The sequence below is a fragment of the Tsukamurella sp. 8F genome (assembly GCF_029167375.1).
Classification (GTDB): Bacteria; Actinomycetota; Actinomycetes; order Mycobacteriales; family Mycobacteriaceae; genus Tsukamurella.
This window is the reverse complement of record NZ_JARFTP010000037.1, coordinates 1-15,421: the sequence shown is the minus strand read 5'-3', so window position 1 is coordinate 15,421 and position 15,421 is coordinate 1. Positions and strand designations below refer to the sequence as shown.

Annotated in this window: 14 protein-coding genes; 8 read left to right on the top strand and 6 right to left on the bottom strand. The window is 68.8% G+C overall.

Annotation, left to right across the window (positions count from 1 at the left end; translation table 11 throughout):
- The first annotated feature begins 67 nt into the window (after positions 1-67).
- From P0W64_RS19830 to P0W64_RS19800, 7 genes are read left to right on the top strand one after another with little or no spacing between them, the layout of a single operon-like run.
- Complete coding sequence (locus P0W64_RS19830) at positions 68-1,903, top strand: arabinofuranosyltransferase (protein ID WP_275481908.1); 1,836 nt, start codon at positions 68-70, stop codon at positions 1,901-1,903.
- Positions 1,900-3,921 carry an arabinofuranosyltransferase gene (locus P0W64_RS19825; protein ID WP_275481907.1) on the top strand — a complete coding sequence of 674 codons (2,022 nt, stop codon included), beginning with the start codon at positions 1,900-1,902 and terminating at the stop codon, positions 3,919-3,921. Before P0W64_RS19830 ends, P0W64_RS19825 begins: the two co-directional genes overlap by 4 nt.
- Positions 3,922-3,932: 11 nt before the next feature.
- Positions 3,933-5,354: an FAD-binding oxidoreductase gene (locus P0W64_RS19820; RefSeq protein ID WP_275481906.1), complete on the top strand. Its 1,422-nt coding sequence runs from the start codon at positions 3,933-3,935 to the stop codon at positions 5,352-5,354.
- Between the two features lie 19 nt (positions 5,355-5,373).
- Positions 5,374-6,135 carry a decaprenylphospho-beta-D-erythro-pentofuranosid-2-ulose 2-reductase gene (locus tag P0W64_RS19815; RefSeq protein WP_275481905.1) on the top strand — a complete coding sequence of 254 codons (762 nt, stop codon included), beginning with the start codon at positions 5,374-5,376 and terminating at the stop codon, positions 6,133-6,135.
- 7 nt (positions 6,136-6,142) lie between these two features.
- A complete protein-coding gene (locus P0W64_RS19810) occupies positions 6,143-8,044 on the top strand; it encodes an arabinofuranosyltransferase (RefSeq protein ID WP_275481904.1) in 1,902 nt (633 codons plus the stop codon).
- Between the two features lie 21 nt (positions 8,045-8,065).
- Positions 8,066-8,893: an SDR family NAD(P)-dependent oxidoreductase gene (locus P0W64_RS19805; protein ID WP_275481903.1), complete on the top strand. Its 828-nt coding sequence runs from the start codon at positions 8,066-8,068 to the stop codon at positions 8,891-8,893.
- 42 nt (positions 8,894-8,935) lie between these two features.
- Positions 8,936-9,961 carry an iron-siderophore ABC transporter substrate-binding protein gene (locus P0W64_RS19800; protein ID WP_275481902.1) on the top strand — a complete coding sequence of 342 codons (1,026 nt, stop codon included), beginning with the start codon at positions 8,936-8,938 and terminating at the stop codon, positions 9,959-9,961.
- 3 nt (positions 9,962-9,964) lie between these two features.
- Here P0W64_RS19800 and P0W64_RS19795 read toward each other — a convergent pair whose 3' ends face one another.
- The 4 genes from P0W64_RS19795 to P0W64_RS19780 are packed head-to-tail and all read right to left on the bottom strand — an operon-like array spanning position 9,965 to position 13,297.
- Complete coding sequence (locus P0W64_RS19795; protein WP_275481901.1) at positions 9,965-11,389, bottom strand: FAD-dependent monooxygenase; 1,425 nt, start codon at positions 11,387-11,389, stop codon at positions 9,965-9,967.
- A gap of 54 nt (positions 11,390-11,443) precedes the next feature.
- Complete coding sequence (locus tag P0W64_RS19790) at positions 11,444-12,007, bottom strand: energy-coupling factor transporter transmembrane protein EcfT (protein WP_275481900.1); 564 nt, start codon at positions 12,005-12,007, stop codon at positions 11,444-11,446.
- Complete coding sequence (locus P0W64_RS19785; protein WP_275481899.1) at positions 12,004-12,732, bottom strand: ABC transporter ATP-binding protein; 729 nt, start codon at positions 12,730-12,732, stop codon at positions 12,004-12,006. The genes P0W64_RS19790 and P0W64_RS19785 overlap by 4 nt, the downstream gene beginning before the upstream one ends.
- On the bottom strand, positions 12,725-13,297 hold the full coding sequence (locus P0W64_RS19780) for a biotin transporter BioY (protein ID WP_275481898.1): 573 nt from the start codon (positions 13,295-13,297) through the stop codon (positions 12,725-12,727). Before P0W64_RS19780 ends, P0W64_RS19785 begins: the two co-directional genes overlap by 8 nt.
- Before the next feature lie 41 nt (positions 13,298-13,338).
- Here P0W64_RS19780 and P0W64_RS19775 point away from each other — a divergent pair, with 41 nt between their 5' ends.
- Positions 13,339-13,911: a TetR/AcrR family transcriptional regulator C-terminal domain-containing protein gene (locus P0W64_RS19775; RefSeq protein ID WP_275481897.1), complete on the top strand. Its 573-nt coding sequence runs from the start codon at positions 13,339-13,341 to the stop codon at positions 13,909-13,911.
- A gap of 51 nt (positions 13,912-13,962) precedes the next feature.
- Here P0W64_RS19775 and P0W64_RS19770 read toward each other — a convergent pair whose 3' ends face one another.
- Positions 13,963-14,808 (bottom strand): hypothetical protein, encoded by an 846-nt coding sequence (locus P0W64_RS19770; protein ID WP_275481896.1) that lies wholly within the window; start codon positions 14,806-14,808, stop codon positions 13,963-13,965.
- A gap of 159 nt (positions 14,809-14,967) precedes the next feature.
- Positions 14,968-15,420 (bottom strand): type II 3-dehydroquinate dehydratase, encoded by a 453-nt coding sequence (gene aroQ / locus P0W64_RS19765; protein WP_275481895.1) that lies wholly within the window; start codon positions 15,418-15,420, stop codon positions 14,968-14,970.
- Between the last annotated feature and the right edge of the window lies 1 nt (position 15,421).

Genomic DNA, 15,421 nt, shown 5'->3' with positions numbered 1-15,421 from the left:
TGTCACTGCTGCACACAGGCCCCGCGGGACCACGGATCAGGGCAGGCGGGCGGTAATCTTGCGGCCGATGCCTGACCTCGTACCCGGTCGGACCCGACCCCATGTGCTGGAGGCTGCCGGAGCGTTGTCGAGCGCGGCCGCGGTGACGGCTGCGGTAGTGCTCGGTGCACGGCTATGGCGAGGCGCGCCGTACTCCGTCGGCTATTCGCTGCACGCTGTGACCAACGCGGCCGTCATCGTGTGCCTCGCCGCAACCGTCGCGCTGGCCTGGTCCGGCGCCCGAATCCGACCCGCCGCAGCACGGACCGCAGCGGCGTACGTCCTCACGGCGGCACTCCCCACCCTTGCGTATGGCATCCCTCTGGCGAGGACGCCGCTGTACTACGGCGGGCTGCACCTGGACCAGCAGTTCCGCACCCAGTACCTGTTGCGGCTCACCGAGTCACCGGCCCTGAGTGACATGAACTATGCCGGCCTGCCGCCGTACTACCCGGCTGGATGGTTCTGGCCGGCGGGCCGAATCGCGGACATCACCGGAATCCCGGCGTGGCAGTTCATGAAGCCGTGGAGCCTGCTCACATTCGCCGTCGCGGCGACCGTGGCGCTGTATCTCTGGCGCCGCATCCAGCCCACCGTCGCGCTGCCGCTGACGACGGTCACCGTCCTCGCGGTCCTGTTCACCAGCCACCAGGAGCCGTACTCGGGAGCACTGGCGATCCTCGCCCCGCCCATGGCGGTCATCGCCTGGCACGCGCTGAGGACAGGCCGGCGCGGCGCGCTGGCCACGACGGCGATCGCCCTCGGGATCACCGTCGCCACGTACACGCTCTACGCGGCGGTCGCGATCCTCACGCTGATCGTCATGGCCGCGGTCGCCCGCACCACGCGGCGGAGCGCCGTGAAAAGGCTCGCGGCCGTCGCGGGCGGAGCCGCGCTGATCGGCTTGGTGGTGTGGCTGCCCTACCTGATCGCGTGGCTGCGGTCCCCGGCGTCGGCGGCAGGCGCCGCGCAGGAGTATCTGCCGACGGCGGGCGCGGCGGCGTGGCTGTCTCAGTTCGAGGCCACGCCGCTCGGCGTGACGACGGCGGTCGGCACCGTCTGGCTGCTGCTGCGGCTGCGCACCGATCGGGGGGCGCAGGCCCTTGGGATCACGGTCGGCGTCGCATACCTGTGGACGTTCCTGTCGATGCTCGCGGCGGCCGCGGGAACGACGCTGCTCGGTTTCCGCGTGATCCCGATCCTCTACGCGACTCTCGGCGCAGCCGCTACCCTCGCCGCGGCCGAGCTGGTCCGCAGGCACTCGCTCCCGAGATACGCCATCGCCGCGGGAGCGCTGCTGATCGCGGTCGCCCTCGCCCAGCAGGGCACCTGGCAGCTCCGGTCCGACGGGGCGAAGGCGTACACCGACGTCGCGTGCGACGGACGGCGCGCGGATGGCAGGCCCGCGGGCGCCCAGGCATACCTCCCGCGCGTCGACGCAGCGATCCGTGAAATGACCCGCACCGCACCACGGGACACGGTCGTGCTCCCCACCGACTTCACACTGCTCAGCTGCTTCGGGTACCGCGGATTCACGTCGTATATCGCCCAGTACGCGAATCCGCTCGCAGGCGAGACGCGGCGCAAACAGCTCGTCGAGGAGTGGTCCCGTGCACGCACTCCGGCGCAGCTCACGGCCGCACTCGACGCGTCACCCGCGCGGCCCCCGACGGTGTTCGTCTTCGAGACATCCGGCACACGCACCCTACGGCTGGACGTCACGCGCGATACTTTCCCCGCCGACCCCAACACGGGTTGGTCACACCTCGACTTCGCGCGCTCGGCGTTCGCGGGGCCGGGTTTCGAGGCCCGCCGCGTGGGCCCGTACACCGTCGTCGCCAGAACCGGACAGGAGAACCGTTGACCAACACCCGCCTCGACCTACCCGAGCCGCGGGCGGCCAACCCGCTGCCCAAGTTCTCGGCGGATGTGGCGTGCGCGCTGGTGGCCGCAGTGGCCGTGACCGCGGCGATCACGGGACTTGCAGCGGTGTGGCACCCGCCCGTCTACACCCAGTCCAATATGCTGCACTCCGCGACGACGCTGGCTCTCACGCTGACGCTGCTGGTGCTGGTCGGCGCGACCCTGCTCGAACGTCGGGCCAACACCCGGGGCGGCCGGCATCGGCATCTGCTGCGGGCGATCGCGTTCGTGGCGATCTGTGCGCTGCCGATCGAGATGTACGGGCTGCCGCTGCTGCGCAGCCGCCTGTGGCTCGGCGGACTGTCCGGCGATCAGAGCTTCCGCACGCAGTTCCTCACCCGCCTCACGGATTCGCCCGCGCTGCAGGACATGACGTATCACCACCTGCCGCCGTTCTACCCGGCCGGCTGGTTCTGGCTGGGCGGCCGGTTCGGGGCCCTGTTCGACATGGCCGGCTGGGAGGCGATGAAGCCGTGGTCGCTGTTCACCCTCGCGATCGCGGCCGGCCTGACCTACACACTGTGGCGGCACGTGCTACCGCACCGCGCCGTCGCGCTCTCGACGATGACGGTGCTCGTCGCCCTGTCCGTCGACTCGCAGGAACCGTACGCCGCGACACTCATCATGGTGTTCGCGCCGATGATGGTCCTGGCCTGGCAGGCACTGCGCGAGGGGGGCTGGTTGCCGTGCACGCTGACCGGCCTGTTCGTCGGCATCCTGGCCGCCACGTACACGCTGTACTGCGCGGTCGCGGCCGTCGCAGTGCTGGTGTTCGCCGGCTTCGCGTGGCGGATACACGCAGCCGGGCGTCGCAACATCCTGCATCGCCTCGGCCTCATAGCGGCGGTAGCCGGACCGATCGCGCTGGCCGTCTGGCTGCCGTATCTGATCTCGGCCGCGCACATGCCGACTGCGGACTCCGGCGGCGCCACCGACTTCCTGCCCGTCGCGAGCGCGATGGTCTGGCTGCCCCAGACGGAGACGTCGGCGCTGGGGCTGACGTGCCTCGTCGGGACCGTGTGGATGACATGGCGGATCCGCACCGATCGCGTCGCACAGGCGCTCGCGGCCGGGCTGCTGACCATGTACGGGTGGGCGCTGGCATCGCAGGTGTTCACATTGTTCAGCGCGACGCTGCTGGGCTTCCGGGTGCACGCCGCCATGTACGGGCTGTACGCATGCGCAGGCGTGATGGCCGCGTACGACACGTTCGACGCGCTGCGCGCGCAGACGGCCCGGATGCGGATCCCGCAGGCCGCGCGGTGGGGCGGGCTCGACGCCGCGCCGCCGCGCCGGACTCCGGGGCCGTTCGGCTCCCGCATCATGCGCACCCGCCTCGCCCGCATCGCGGCCGTGCTGGGTCTCATCGTGACGGTCGCGATCGCGCAGGACGGCGTGGCCAAGCTGGGCCCGCAGCTGCGCGCCGCCTACCAGGACGTCGACGGCGACATGGTGCGCGCGGACAACGGCCCGCACCGGGACCAGCAGGACCTCGCCACCGTTCAGACCACGATCGGCGCCCTCACGGGGAAGCCCGCCGATCAGACCGTGGTCCTGAGCACCGATACCTCGCTCTTCAGCTACTACCCGTACTGGGGCTTCCTCGCGTCGTTCGGGCCGTACTCCAACCCGCTCGGCCTCTACCCCCAGCGCGTCCAGGAGATCCGTCGCTGGACCACTGCCCGGAGCCCCGAACAGCTGGAAGAGCTCCTCGGCAGATCGGAGTTCGGGCGCCCCGATGCGTTCGTCCTCCTGCGGTCCGCACCCGACGGTGCCACCGTCGACGGTGAGGCGCGGGATGTGCCCGGCGCGTACTACCTGCGCATAGCGGAGAACACCTTCCCCAACGACCCGAACCTCTTCGTTCGCTACCTGGCGTTCGATCCGGCGGCGTTCGCCGGGATGCGGGTACGCACAGTGGGCGCCTACGCCGTCGTGGGTTCGGGTCCGGGCCGGTAGCCTGTCAGTCGATGTCTGAGCAACCGAACACCTACCTGCCGATCACGACCCGCAAATTGATGGGGTGGTCGCGGACCACGCCCATCCAGGGGCACGTGCTCTCGACGCCGGACGTGGAACAGATCGCCAAGGCCGTCGCGCTCGTCGCCGACGCCGAGGCCGACAAGCCGTCCTACCTGCGCCGCGGCGTCATCGCCCGCGGGTTGGGGCGCTCCTACAACGAGTCCGCGCAGAACGCGGGTGGGCTTACCGTCGACATGACGCGGCTCAACGCGATCCACGACATCGACGCCGACGACGCGATCGCGGACGTCAGCGCCGGCGTGGACCTCGACACCCTGATGAAGGCGGCCCTGCCCTTCGGGCTGTGGGTGCCCGTACTGCCGGGCACGCGGCAGGTGACCGTCGGCGGCGCGATCGCGCACGACATCCACGGTAAGAACCACCACAGCGCCGGCAGTTTCGGCAACCATGTGACCGAGCTCCAGCTGCTGGTCGCGGACGGCCGCATCGTCACGATCGGGCCCGACGGTACCCCGGACGACCCGACCGGCGAACTGTTCTGGGCGACCGTGGGGGGCATCGGCCTGACGGGCATCATCCTTCGCGCCAAGATCAAGATGCAACGCACCGAGACCGCGTACTTCCTCGCGGACACGCGCGTCACAAGCGATCTCGACGAGACGATCCAGTTGCACCTGGACGGGTTCGAGGACGGCTACGAGTACGCGTCGGGGTGGTTCGACTCGATCTCGAAGAAGAAGCTGGGCCGGTTCTCCGGCTCGCGCGGCAGTCTCGCCAAGCTGGAGGACCTGCCGGACAAGCTGGCGAAGGACCCGCTCAAGTTCGACGCCCCCGCGCTCATCACACTGCCGGACGTCTTCCCCAACGGCCTGGCCAACAAGTTCGACTTCTCCGTCGTCGGCGAGCTGTACTACCGCATGGGGTCCAACGCGGACAACAAGATCAAGAACCTGACGCAGTTCTACCACCCGCTCGACCTGTTCGGGGAGTGGAACCGGGCGTACGGCACCAAGGGCTTCCTGCAGTACCAGTTCATCGTGCCGATGGGCAACGAGGAGGAGTTCAAGCGCATCATCCGCGATGTGCAGGCGTCGGGCCACGTCTCGTTCCTCAATGTGATCAAGCTGTTCGGCGACGGCAACAAAGCTCCCCTGAGCTTCCCGTTCAAGGGCTGGAACGTCTGTCTCGACTTCCCCATCAAGAAGGGGCTGCACGAGTTCGTCACCGAGCTGGACCGTCGGGTCTTCGCGATGGGCGGGCGGCTCTACACCGCCAAGGACTCGCGCACGACCGCCGAGATGTTCCACGCCATGTACCCGCGCGTCGACGAGTGGATCGCGACCCGACGCGGCATCGACCCCACGGGGGTGTTCATGTCCGACATGGGCCGCCGCCTGGAACTCGCCTAACCCGTAAGGAATTCATCTCATGAAGAACGCCGTAGGCGTACCCCAGTCCCTGCTACTGCTCGGCGGAACCTCCGAGATCGGGCTCACGATCGTCGAGGAGTACCTGAGGAAGGGCCCGATGCGCGTGGTACTCGCCGCGCTGCCGAACGATCCGCTGCGCGCCGCCGCCGTCGAGCAGGTGGAGAAGGCGGGCGCATCGTCCGTCGAGCTCGTCGACTTCGACGCCACCGACTTCGACTCGCACTCCGCGACCATCGACGCTGCGTGGGCGGGCGGCGACATCGACGTCGCAATCGTCGCCTTCGCGCTCGACTTCGACGCCGAGGAGCTCTGGCAGAACCAGCGCAAGGCGGTCCTGCTCGCCCAGGTGAACTACACCGGCGCGGTCTCCGTGGGCGTGCTGCTGGGGCAGAAGTTCAAGGAGCAGGGGCACGGGCAGATCATCGCGATGAGCTCGGTGGCCGGCCTGCGCCCGCGCCGCAGCAACTTCGTGTACGGGTCGAGCAAGGCCGGATTCGACGGCTTCTACCTGAACCTGGGCCAGGCGTTGGAGCCGTTCGGCGGCTCGGTGCTCGTGATCCGGCCGGGCATGGTGCGCACCAAGTTCTCGGCGCACGTCAAGGAGGCCCCGCTGACCATCGACAAGGACGTCATCGGCCGTCTTGCTGTGGACGCCGCGACCAAGGGCAAGAGCCTGATCTACGCTCCGGCGCCCTGGGGCTTCGTGAGCTTCGGCCTCAAGAACGTGCCCCAGCCGATCTTCAAGAAGCTGCCGATCTAACACCCCGATGGCAACTGCAGCGACGGGACTTCCGCCGTCGGGCGCGCGGGCATGGGCGCCCGCGGGCACGGCGGCGATGGCAGTGGTGATCGGCGGGCTTGTGTCCGTCGTAGGGCTCGCCGCGATCGGACTGGTGCACTGGCCGGCGTATTCGAGCTCCAACGTCACACGCACCCTGACCACGTTCGGGCACGTCGTCTGCATCGTCGTGCTCGCGTTGTGCGCGTGGGGTCTCTCGCGCGCCGCCGGGCCACGCGCGTCCGCGGCGTACCGCGCCGTGGCATGCGCCGCGACCGCGGCGATGGTGACCGTGACCCTGTCCCTGCCGCTGGGCGCGACGAAGCTCTATCTTGGCGGGATCACCGTCGATCAACAGTTCCGCACGGAGTTCCTGACACGGTTCACGCAATCGCCGGCGCTGCACGATATGACGTATATCGGCCTGCCGCCGTTCTATTCGCCGGGCTGGTTCTGGCTGGGCGGGCGTTTCGCATCCATCACCGGGCTGACCGGTTGGGAGGCGTTCAAACCGTGGTCGGTGCTGTCGCTGGCCGTGGCGTGCGCGCTGGCCCTCGCCCTCTGGTTCGCCGTCGTATCCCCCGCCCGCGCTATCGCAGCCGCGCTGGCCACGACGATAGCGATGCTCGCGTACGGCTCGGCCGAACCGTACGGCGCGGTGGTGACGGTGCTGATGCCTCCCCTCCTGATCCTCGCCTGGCGCGCCCTGACGGGCTCGGCGGGCTGGCTCGCAGTGCTAGCCGTAGGTGTGTATCTCGGTGCGGCAGTGTGGTTCTACACGCTTTATCTGGGCGTGGCGGCGTTCGCGGTGTGCGTGCTCGGCGTCGCCGCGCTGGGCGTCGCATGGCGGCGACGGCGGACCGGCGGTGCCGCGTCTCATCTCGCTGTCATCGGCCGCGTAGCCGCGATGGGCGGGGTGGCCTTCGTGTTGGCGCTGCCGGCATACGCACCGGTGCTCGCGAAGATGGCCGCGGGCGAGGGCCTCTCGAAAGGCTCGGCTTTCCACTATCTTCCGGACATGGGCACCGTCCTGCCCCTGCCGATGCTCCACGCCTCGCTGCCTGGGCTGCTCGCGCTGATCGGAATCGTGTGGTCGCTGGTGCGGCTGCGCACGTCCGACCTGGCGCAGGCCTCGGCGCTGATGATCCTCAGCATGTATCTGTGGGCACTGCTGTCGATGGCGGCGACGCTGGCCGGCTCGACGCTGCTCGGCTTCCGCACCGAATCGGTCCTGCACGTGGTCCTCGCCGCAGCGGGCGCGCTCGGCGTCGTCGACCTCGTGGCGGCGCTCTGCACCGCCGCAGGCCCCGGCGCGCGCCTGACGGCCTTCGTTTTGGCGGCACTCGCGGGAATCGGTGTCGCGCAGACTGTTCCGCAGCAGCTGTCCGGAGTCATCGCAACCGCGTACTCCGACACGGACGGCAACGGCGTACGCGCCGACGCGCGGCCGGCCGGTGCGGAGAAGTACTACCCCGAGGTGGATCGTGTCGTACGGAAGCTGACCGCTCGGCCGCGCACAGATTCGGTGGTGCTCACCGCCGACTACGGCTTCCTCGCGGTGTACCCGTACTGGGGCTTCCAGAACCTCACATCGAACTACGCGAATCCGTTGGCCGACTTCGGGGGCCGGGCCGCGGCCATCGAGCGGTGGTCGAAGGCGTCGTCGCCCGACGAACTGGTCCGCGACCTGGACACCCTGAAGTGGCGCCCGCCCAACGTGTTCCTGTTCCGCACCTCGGACGCCGGGCTCACGCTCCGTCTCGCGAAGGACGTGTACCCGAACAGCCCGAACATCAGTCGGTACACCGTCACGTTCCCAGCGTCCCTGTTCGACGACCCTCGCTTCGAGGTCCGCGACGTCGGTCCGTTCACGGTGGTTGTGCGGAAGTGACCTGAAAGTCATAATCGAATCATGTCGCTCCGCAAATCCATCCAGAACGTGGTCCAACGCAGGACACTGCTGCCCGGACCCCTCGACGCCGCGCTGTCCGGTACCGGTCGCGACGTCGCCGGGCTGACCGTCGTCGTGACCGGCGCCTCCGCAGGTATCGGCCACGAGGCGACGCGGCAGCTCACCGCCCGGGGCGCCACGGTGATCGGCGTGGCCCGGCGCGAGGCCGCGCTGCGGGAGCTCTCCGACGAGACCGGATGCCGCTGGCTCACCTGCGATCTCATGGACACCGCCGCGATCGACGGCCTGCTGGGCGAGCTGGGCGGGGAGCCTGTCGACGTGCTGGTGAACAACGCGGGCCACTCGATCCGGCGCAGCATCGTGGACTCCACCGATCGGCTGCACGACTACCAACGCACCATGCAGCTCAACTACTTCGCCGCGGTGCAGCTCTCACTGGGACTGCTCCCTGCTATGCGCGATCGCGGCGACGGTCAGATCGTCAACGTCTGCACGTGGGCGTTGCACGCCAACACATTCCCGCGATTCTCCGCCTATGCGGCATCGAAGAGCGCACTCGCGATATTCGGGCGCACGCTGAACGCCGAGCGTGCCGGGGTCCGGGCCACGAACGTCTACTTCCCGCTCGTGCGCACCGAGATGATCGCGCCGACGGCTGAGTACGACTCCGTCGGCGCCCTGTCGCCCGTCGAGGCGGGCGACTGGATCCTGCGTGCGATCACGCACCGCCCAGTCGAGGTCTCACCCGCGGTCCTGCGCGCCCTGCTCCCGGCGATCGACCTGCTCTCTCCGCCCGCCGCCGACCGCACCATCGCGTCGATCACCTGACGAGGTTAGGCGTGCCTTAGGAGGCTGCTGTAGATTCCTCGCATGAACGCACAGCGCATACCCAGGGTCGCCGCGCCTGTCGCGATGATCCTGGCGTTCCTCCTGGTCCTCGCCGGATGCTCCTCGTCGTCCGGCGGTGACCGGAAGGGGGCCGGCAACACGGACGTCGCGACGGGCGGCGAACGCTTCGGCACGGCCGACGCCGATACCGCGAAGCTCGGCACCGACGCCGCACCCGGCGTCTTTCCGCGAACCATCAAGCACGCCAACGGCGAGACGACTCTGGAGAAGAAGCCGACGCGCATCGTCGTCCTCGACACCGGCGAGCTGGACGACGTACTCACCCTGGGGGTCACACCGGTAGGAATGGTGACGACCAAGGGCGCCAACCCGGTTCCGTCGTACCTCGCGGGCCGCGTGAGAGACGTTCCGTCGGTGGGCGAGATCAATGCACTCGACCTCGAGGCCATCGCCGAGTTGGAGCCCGACCTGATCCTGGGCAGCAAGCTGCGCGCCGACAACCTGTACCCCACGCTCGCGAAGATCGCTCCGACGGTGTTCTCCATCCGCCCGGGCTTCCCGTGGAAGGAGAACTTCCGGCTGGTCGGCACCGCACTGGGTATGGAGAAGCAGACCGTCGACACGCTCAACACCTACGCCGACCACGCAAAGGCGCTCAAGACCGAAGTCACCGGCAACCCGACCATCTCACTGTTGCGCTTCATGTCCGGCAGGACCCGCCTGTACGGGAACAAGTCACTGATCGGCGTCATCCTGCAGGACGCCGGCCTTGCGCGCCCGACGGACCAGAACGTCGCCGAACTCGCCGTGGAGATCAGCCGCGAGAACCTCGCGAAGGCCGACGGCGACTACCTCTTCTATACGAGCTACGGCACACCTGCCGCGACCGCCGAGCAGGCCGTCCTCGGCAGCCCCGGATGGCAGCAGCTCGGTGCGGTCCGGAACCACAAGGCATTCCGCGTCGACGACGACGTCTGGTTCCTGGGCCTGGGGCCGACGGGAGCGAACCTCATCGTCGACCAGCTCGGTGGCTTCCTGGCGCACTAGCTCTCATGAGGTCACTCCGAAGGCCGCCGGGGGCACATCGACCGGCCACGCCGCGGGCTCCGGTGCCTCGTCGCCGCCCCAGGCGATGACACCGTCTGGACGGATAAGCGTGTACGGGAACGGAAGCGGGTCGACGGTGTCCTCGGGTCGGACGAGGGCACCGGTGCCCGCGGCGAGCCGGTCCGAGAGCCGGGCACCATCGGCCAGTCGCACGTTCGGGGCGGTGTCGCCGATCGGCGGCTCCCCGAGCTCGTACCGGTGCCGGACGCCTGATACCTCCTGCGCCAGAATCGTTGCGCCGTCCCTCGTCGACATCAGCCGGGCGATCATCTCCCCGGCCGCGCGCGAGCGGCTGTCGGTACGCATGACTCCGACCTGCGCCCGCGTGAACTGCAGGACCCACTCGGCCGCGGGGCGGCGCTCCTCGGTGTAGCCGTCGAGCAGGCCCTCCGGATGCCCGTGCACCACGAGGGCCAGCCGCCACGCGAGATTCGTGGCATCGACGATGCCCAGGCCCAGCCCCTGCCCACCGAACGGCGGGTGCACGTGCGCCGCGTCGCCCGCGAGCAGTATGCGGCCACTGCGGTAGCTTCGCGCCACACGCGTGTTGTCGGTGAATCTTGTGGCGGAACGGATCTCGTTGACGTTCGGACGGATTCCGGCGACGCGTTCGATGCTGGATTCGAGCTCGTCGGACGTGATCGCCTCGTCGCGGTTCTCGGGCGCACCGTCGAACTCGGCGGCGAGGACGAGGTCGCCGAGTCGCCGGAAGACGCCGGTCGGGGTACGTCGCCAGCCGACCGGGAGGGCGTCCGCGCCGGTCCATCGCACGAGCGCCTGACGCCCGGTCATCGTGGGACCGTCGCCATCGAAAGGGACTTCAGCGCGCTTACGTATCGCCGACCGACCGCCGTCGCAGGCGACGAGCCAGCGGGCCGTCACCTCGGAGCCGTCCGCGCAGGTGACGATGACGTCTTCCCCGCGGTCGACCGTATCGATGACCTCGACGCCGCGGCGCACGTCCACGCCCGACTCGCGCGCGCGGGCCTCCAGCCGCTCCTCGATCACCTGCTGCGGCAGGAACTGGATGCCGACGTCGAAACCTGTATCACGCCAGCCCGGATCGGACTCGTCGATCTCGGACGCGTCCACAAGAAGGCCGCCGAAATGGCCGGCGAACCTCGGCCCCGCCGACTTTCCCGCCGCGCCCGGTCTCGCCTGCGTGGGCGGCTTCGGCTGCTCCGGCAGCAGTCCGCGCCGGAACAGCGCCTCGGCGGCCGGCACGTTGACATACGCCGCCTTCACTGTCGGATCGATCGCGTCTCGCCGCTCGAGCACAGTCGCGGACACTCCCCGCAGCGCCAGCTCGCACGCCACCATCAAGCCGACCGGCCCACCACCCACCACAACTACCTCGCAGTTCGTCATGACACCGACCGTACGAGCGAGCGCTGTCTTGCGGCTTACATCGCCTTACGCGGCTCAGAGGCCCCGCGCGACCAGGGCCTCACCGACGAGATCGGCGTCACGGATCAGACGAACCAGCACCGTCGGGAGCACCCGGATGATCGAGACCCGTTGCCCGCGCGCCCAGCACGCCTCCCTCGTGGAGCGGACGACGAGGGCCACCGTCGGTATGCAGCGGATCGTCAGCGCGAGCATCAGCTCCACTCGCGGGCCGGCGACGCGCCCGATCACGTTCACCAGATCGGTGACGCGGGTGGTGAACACCAACAGGTTCGCGGCGACGATGCCGATGATCAACTGGCCCACCGGCGACACCGCAGCGCCGAGACCGTCCGTGAGCCAGTGGAACGCGGTCAGCACAACGCTCAGCACCAGTGCCGGGCGCATCGCCTGCCACGCGTATCGGGGCCCGAGCTGCGCCACCGGGAACAGGGCGAGGATCAGGATCAGCGCGGCCACCAACAACTGCCAGCGTGGAACGAACGCAAGCGCCGTGATACCGGACGCCACCGCGATCAGCTTGGCGCCCGGCGGGATCCGGTGGATCACCGACCGCCGAGGGACGTACGTGCCGATCATCGCGCCGCCGAATCCCGATAGAAGGCTACGGCGGACGCGGGGTCACCGTCGTAGGTGACGCGTCCTCCGTCCATCACGACGACACGGTCGAAATCGTCCAGTAGCTCCAAGTGATGCGTCAGCAGAACCACCTGCTGTGTGAGTCGCGCGAGCACCGTCCGGACCTTGAGCACGTTCCGCAGGTCCAGCAGCGTCGTGGGCTCATCGCATACGAGGATCTCCGGCTCCGTGACCAGCACAGATGCGAAAGCCAGCAGTTGCTTCTGGCCCGAACTGAGTAGCTGCGCGGGGCGGTCCGCGAGGTCGGAGATCCCGTATTCGGCCAGCACTCGCTCCACCCGCCTGGCCGTCTCCGCCGACGGCCGCTTCGAGCGGCGCCCGCGCCCGCGCAGCGACAGCCCCACATCCTCCGCGACGGTGGGCATGATGATCTGGGCGGATGCGTCGGCGAAGACGAATCCCACACGGGCACGCACCTTCTCGCGCTCCTTCCGCACATCCATACCCGCGACCGTGACGCTGCCCGAGTCCGGGACCACCAGACCATTGAACGTCCTTGCGAGCGTGGATTTCCCGGAACCATTGGCTCCGATGATGCCGATCCTCCGCTCCGTCAGGCGCAGGGAGACATCGCGCAACACCTCTGTGTCGTCGAAGGCGTGCGAGACGCCGTCGAGCACGATGCCCGGCGGTGCATCACGGTTCGGCACCGCGTCATCACGCACTGGCGATCTTCGGGTATGCGCGCACCACCGCCACGGTGACGAACGCCGTGACCACGACTTTCACGAGATCACCGGGAAGGAACTGCACGGAGCTCGACACCACGGCGAACAATCCTGAGCCGACGCGCCACGACTGCCAGGGGATACCGATCGCATAGACGATGACCATCATGCCGATGACGTTGGCGCCCAACAGGACAGCTATGTTGCGACGGCCGAACCGGTCCACCAGGTAGCCGGTGACGAGCGCGCCGACTATCGACCCGATGAGGTAACCGCCGCTCGGGCCGGTGATAACCGAGACGCCTCCACGCCCGCCCGCGCCCACGGGCAGTCCGATCGCGATGAGCGCGACGTAGACCAGCACCGCGATCGCGCCGCGCGGCGCACCGAGCAGTGTCGCCGCGAGCATGAATCCCAGGGTCTGCAGAGTGATCGGCGTCGCGCCACCGAAAGAGATCCCGCCGGGTACGGCGAGCACACAGGTCAGCGCCGCGAACATCGCGATCAACGCGATATCGCGCGGCTGGAGTCGGAAGGCCTCGATGGGGCCGGCTTTGAACACGGTTCAAGTAGAAGGGAAGAGCTGAGATACAGTCAAGTTCCGTGGGGATCAACCGACAAGACGTGCTGACGTCGGCGATCCGCGTCCTCGACGAGGTCGGCCTACCGGATCTCACCATGCGGCGCGTCGCCGCCGATCTCGGGGTCGCGCCCGGGGCGCTCTACTGGCACATCCCGAACAAACAATCGCTGCTTGCTGCGATCGCCGACACGATCCTCGCCGATCCGGCGCTTGCCGCCGCTGCGTCGAAGTCGCGGATGCGCTGGGACCGTCAGCTCTCCGGTTACGCTCACGCGCTGCGTTCCGTCCTGCGACGGCACCGCGACGGCGCCGAGGTCGTATCCGCGGCGCTCGCCTCGAAGCTGGGCACCCGTGAGCTCCACGAGCCGATCGCCGCGATCGCCGCCGGTGCCGGGGCCCGACCCGCCGACGCTCGCGCAGCCGCGGTGACCCTCGTGCACTTCGTAGTCGGCTTCACCTTCGAGGAGCAGACCCGCGAACTCATGGCCACCGCCGGCGCTGTCGACGCCCCCGACGCGACCTCCACCGAGCGCGCATTCAGCGGCGGCGTGGATCTGATCGTCGACGGACTTCGCGGGCGCCTCCCCAAGTAGTGCCCGTCACCCCTGCATGTCACCAAACGGGTTCTGAGGGCGTCTATCCCGTCATATAGCGGGATAGACGTCCTCAGAGCACGGTTGGTGACCTGACCGAACCCGCTGGCGATGTAGCCCCATCCTGATCATGTCCAGGATCTCCCGCTCCGCTTCCGGCCAACGGAACATCACATCCTCCCAGGTCAGCCGCACGGGGTGATAGCCCAGCCGGCGCGCGGCCCGGTCCCTGGCGCGGTCGGTCTGGTAACCCTCGCCCAGATGGTGCGCTCTGGAATCGCACTCCACGATGAGCGATCGACCGATGAGTGTGTCGACGGTGCCGACGCCGGGGATGTACACCTGGATCGTCAGCCGGACCCGCTTGGACCGCAGACGCACTCGGACCAGCGACTCCGTTCCCGAGTCGGCGAGCCGGTCGACGCGATCGAGCAGAGACCGCACGCGCGGGGGCGCGGACGCGACCGCCGGCACCAGATCGACGAGCTCCCACGCGCGGTTCTGGTGCAACACCGAATCGCACGCCGCGACGAAGTGATCCCAGGGCAGACACTTCGCTGCACACGCCAGAGCCGGAAGAATCGGGTCGACCGCACGCTCTGGGGTAGGAAGGCGACCGAATCCGGTGCAGGAATCCCCCGGCCGTGCCGACCGCGCGAAATGCGATACCCGAACGTGAGTCCGATCGATCCCCGGCGGCACCCAGATCCCATGCCTCTCCAGGGCGCTGACGCAGCTGACCACGCCGCCTCGCCGTACTGCGGACGTCACGGCGTCGTCGGCATCCGCGGTCTGATACCACCCGCGGCGTATCACGGCGAGCCGACCCTGCCGCACCGCCCTGGCGATGTCCTTCGGATCGGTCCCGTGAGCCAGCAGGTGCCGTCGCGAAACCACTCCACCATCTGTCCACGAACCCCTCATACGCGACATACTGCCGAGCATCAGCGCACGGACCGCCCCGAAAGCACCCGGTTATCCACAGGCGCGGCCGACTGCGCGTCACCAACCGGGCGCTGAGGAGCGCTATCCCGCCATATAGCGGGACAGCGAAGCTCAGGACCCGTTTCGTGACGCGCCGACGACCCGGGCAGCCTGCTGCACCGCGTAGCCGTACCCGGCCACTCCGCAGCCCACGATCACGCCACTGGCGATCGGGGAGATGAAGGAGTTGTGACGGAACTCCTCACGCGCGTGGACATTGCTGATGTGCACCTCGAAGATCGGAACCTCGGGGATCACGAGCGCGTCGCGCAGCGCCACCGAGGTGTGCGTCCAGGCGCCGGCGTTGATGACGATCGCGTCGACTCGCCCCCGTGCGGCCTGGATCCACTCGAGCATCTCGCCCTCGTGGTTGGTCTGTCGGCAATCGACCTCGACGCCGTTCTCGGCCGCGACCCGCCGACAGAGCGCCTCGACATCCGCGAGGGTGTCGTGCCCGTACACGTCGGGAGTGCGAATGCCCAGCGTGTTCAGGTTCGGGCCGTTGAGCACGAGGATCGAGGTCACC

Excerpts from the sequence above, each read along its gene's own strand:
- P0W64_RS19830 (WP_275481908.1), top strand. The coding sequence starts at position 68 with ATGCCTGACCTCGTACCCGGTCGGACCCGACCCCATGTGCTGGAGGCT.
- P0W64_RS19820 (WP_275481906.1), top strand. The coding sequence starts at position 3,933 with ATGTCTGAGCAACCGAACACCTACCTGCCGATCACGACCCGCAAATTG.
- P0W64_RS19815 (WP_275481905.1), top strand. The coding sequence starts at position 5,374 with ATGAAGAACGCCGTAGGCGTACCCCAGTCCCTGCTACTGCTCGGCGGA.
- P0W64_RS19810 (WP_275481904.1), top strand. The coding sequence starts at position 6,143 with ATGGCAACTGCAGCGACGGGACTTCCGCCGTCGGGCGCGCGGGCATGG.
- P0W64_RS19805 (WP_275481903.1), top strand. The coding sequence starts at position 8,066 with ATGTCGCTCCGCAAATCCATCCAGAACGTGGTCCAACGCAGGACACTG.
- P0W64_RS19800 (WP_275481902.1), top strand. The coding sequence starts at position 8,936 with ATGAACGCACAGCGCATACCCAGGGTCGCCGCGCCTGTCGCGATGATC.
- P0W64_RS19795 (WP_275481901.1), bottom strand. The coding sequence starts at position 11,389 with ATGACGAACTGCGAGGTAGTTGTGGTGGGTGGTGGGCCGGTCGGCTTG.
- P0W64_RS19790 (WP_275481900.1), bottom strand. The coding sequence starts at position 12,007 with ATGATCGGCACGTACGTCCCTCGGCGGTCGGTGATCCACCGGATCCCG.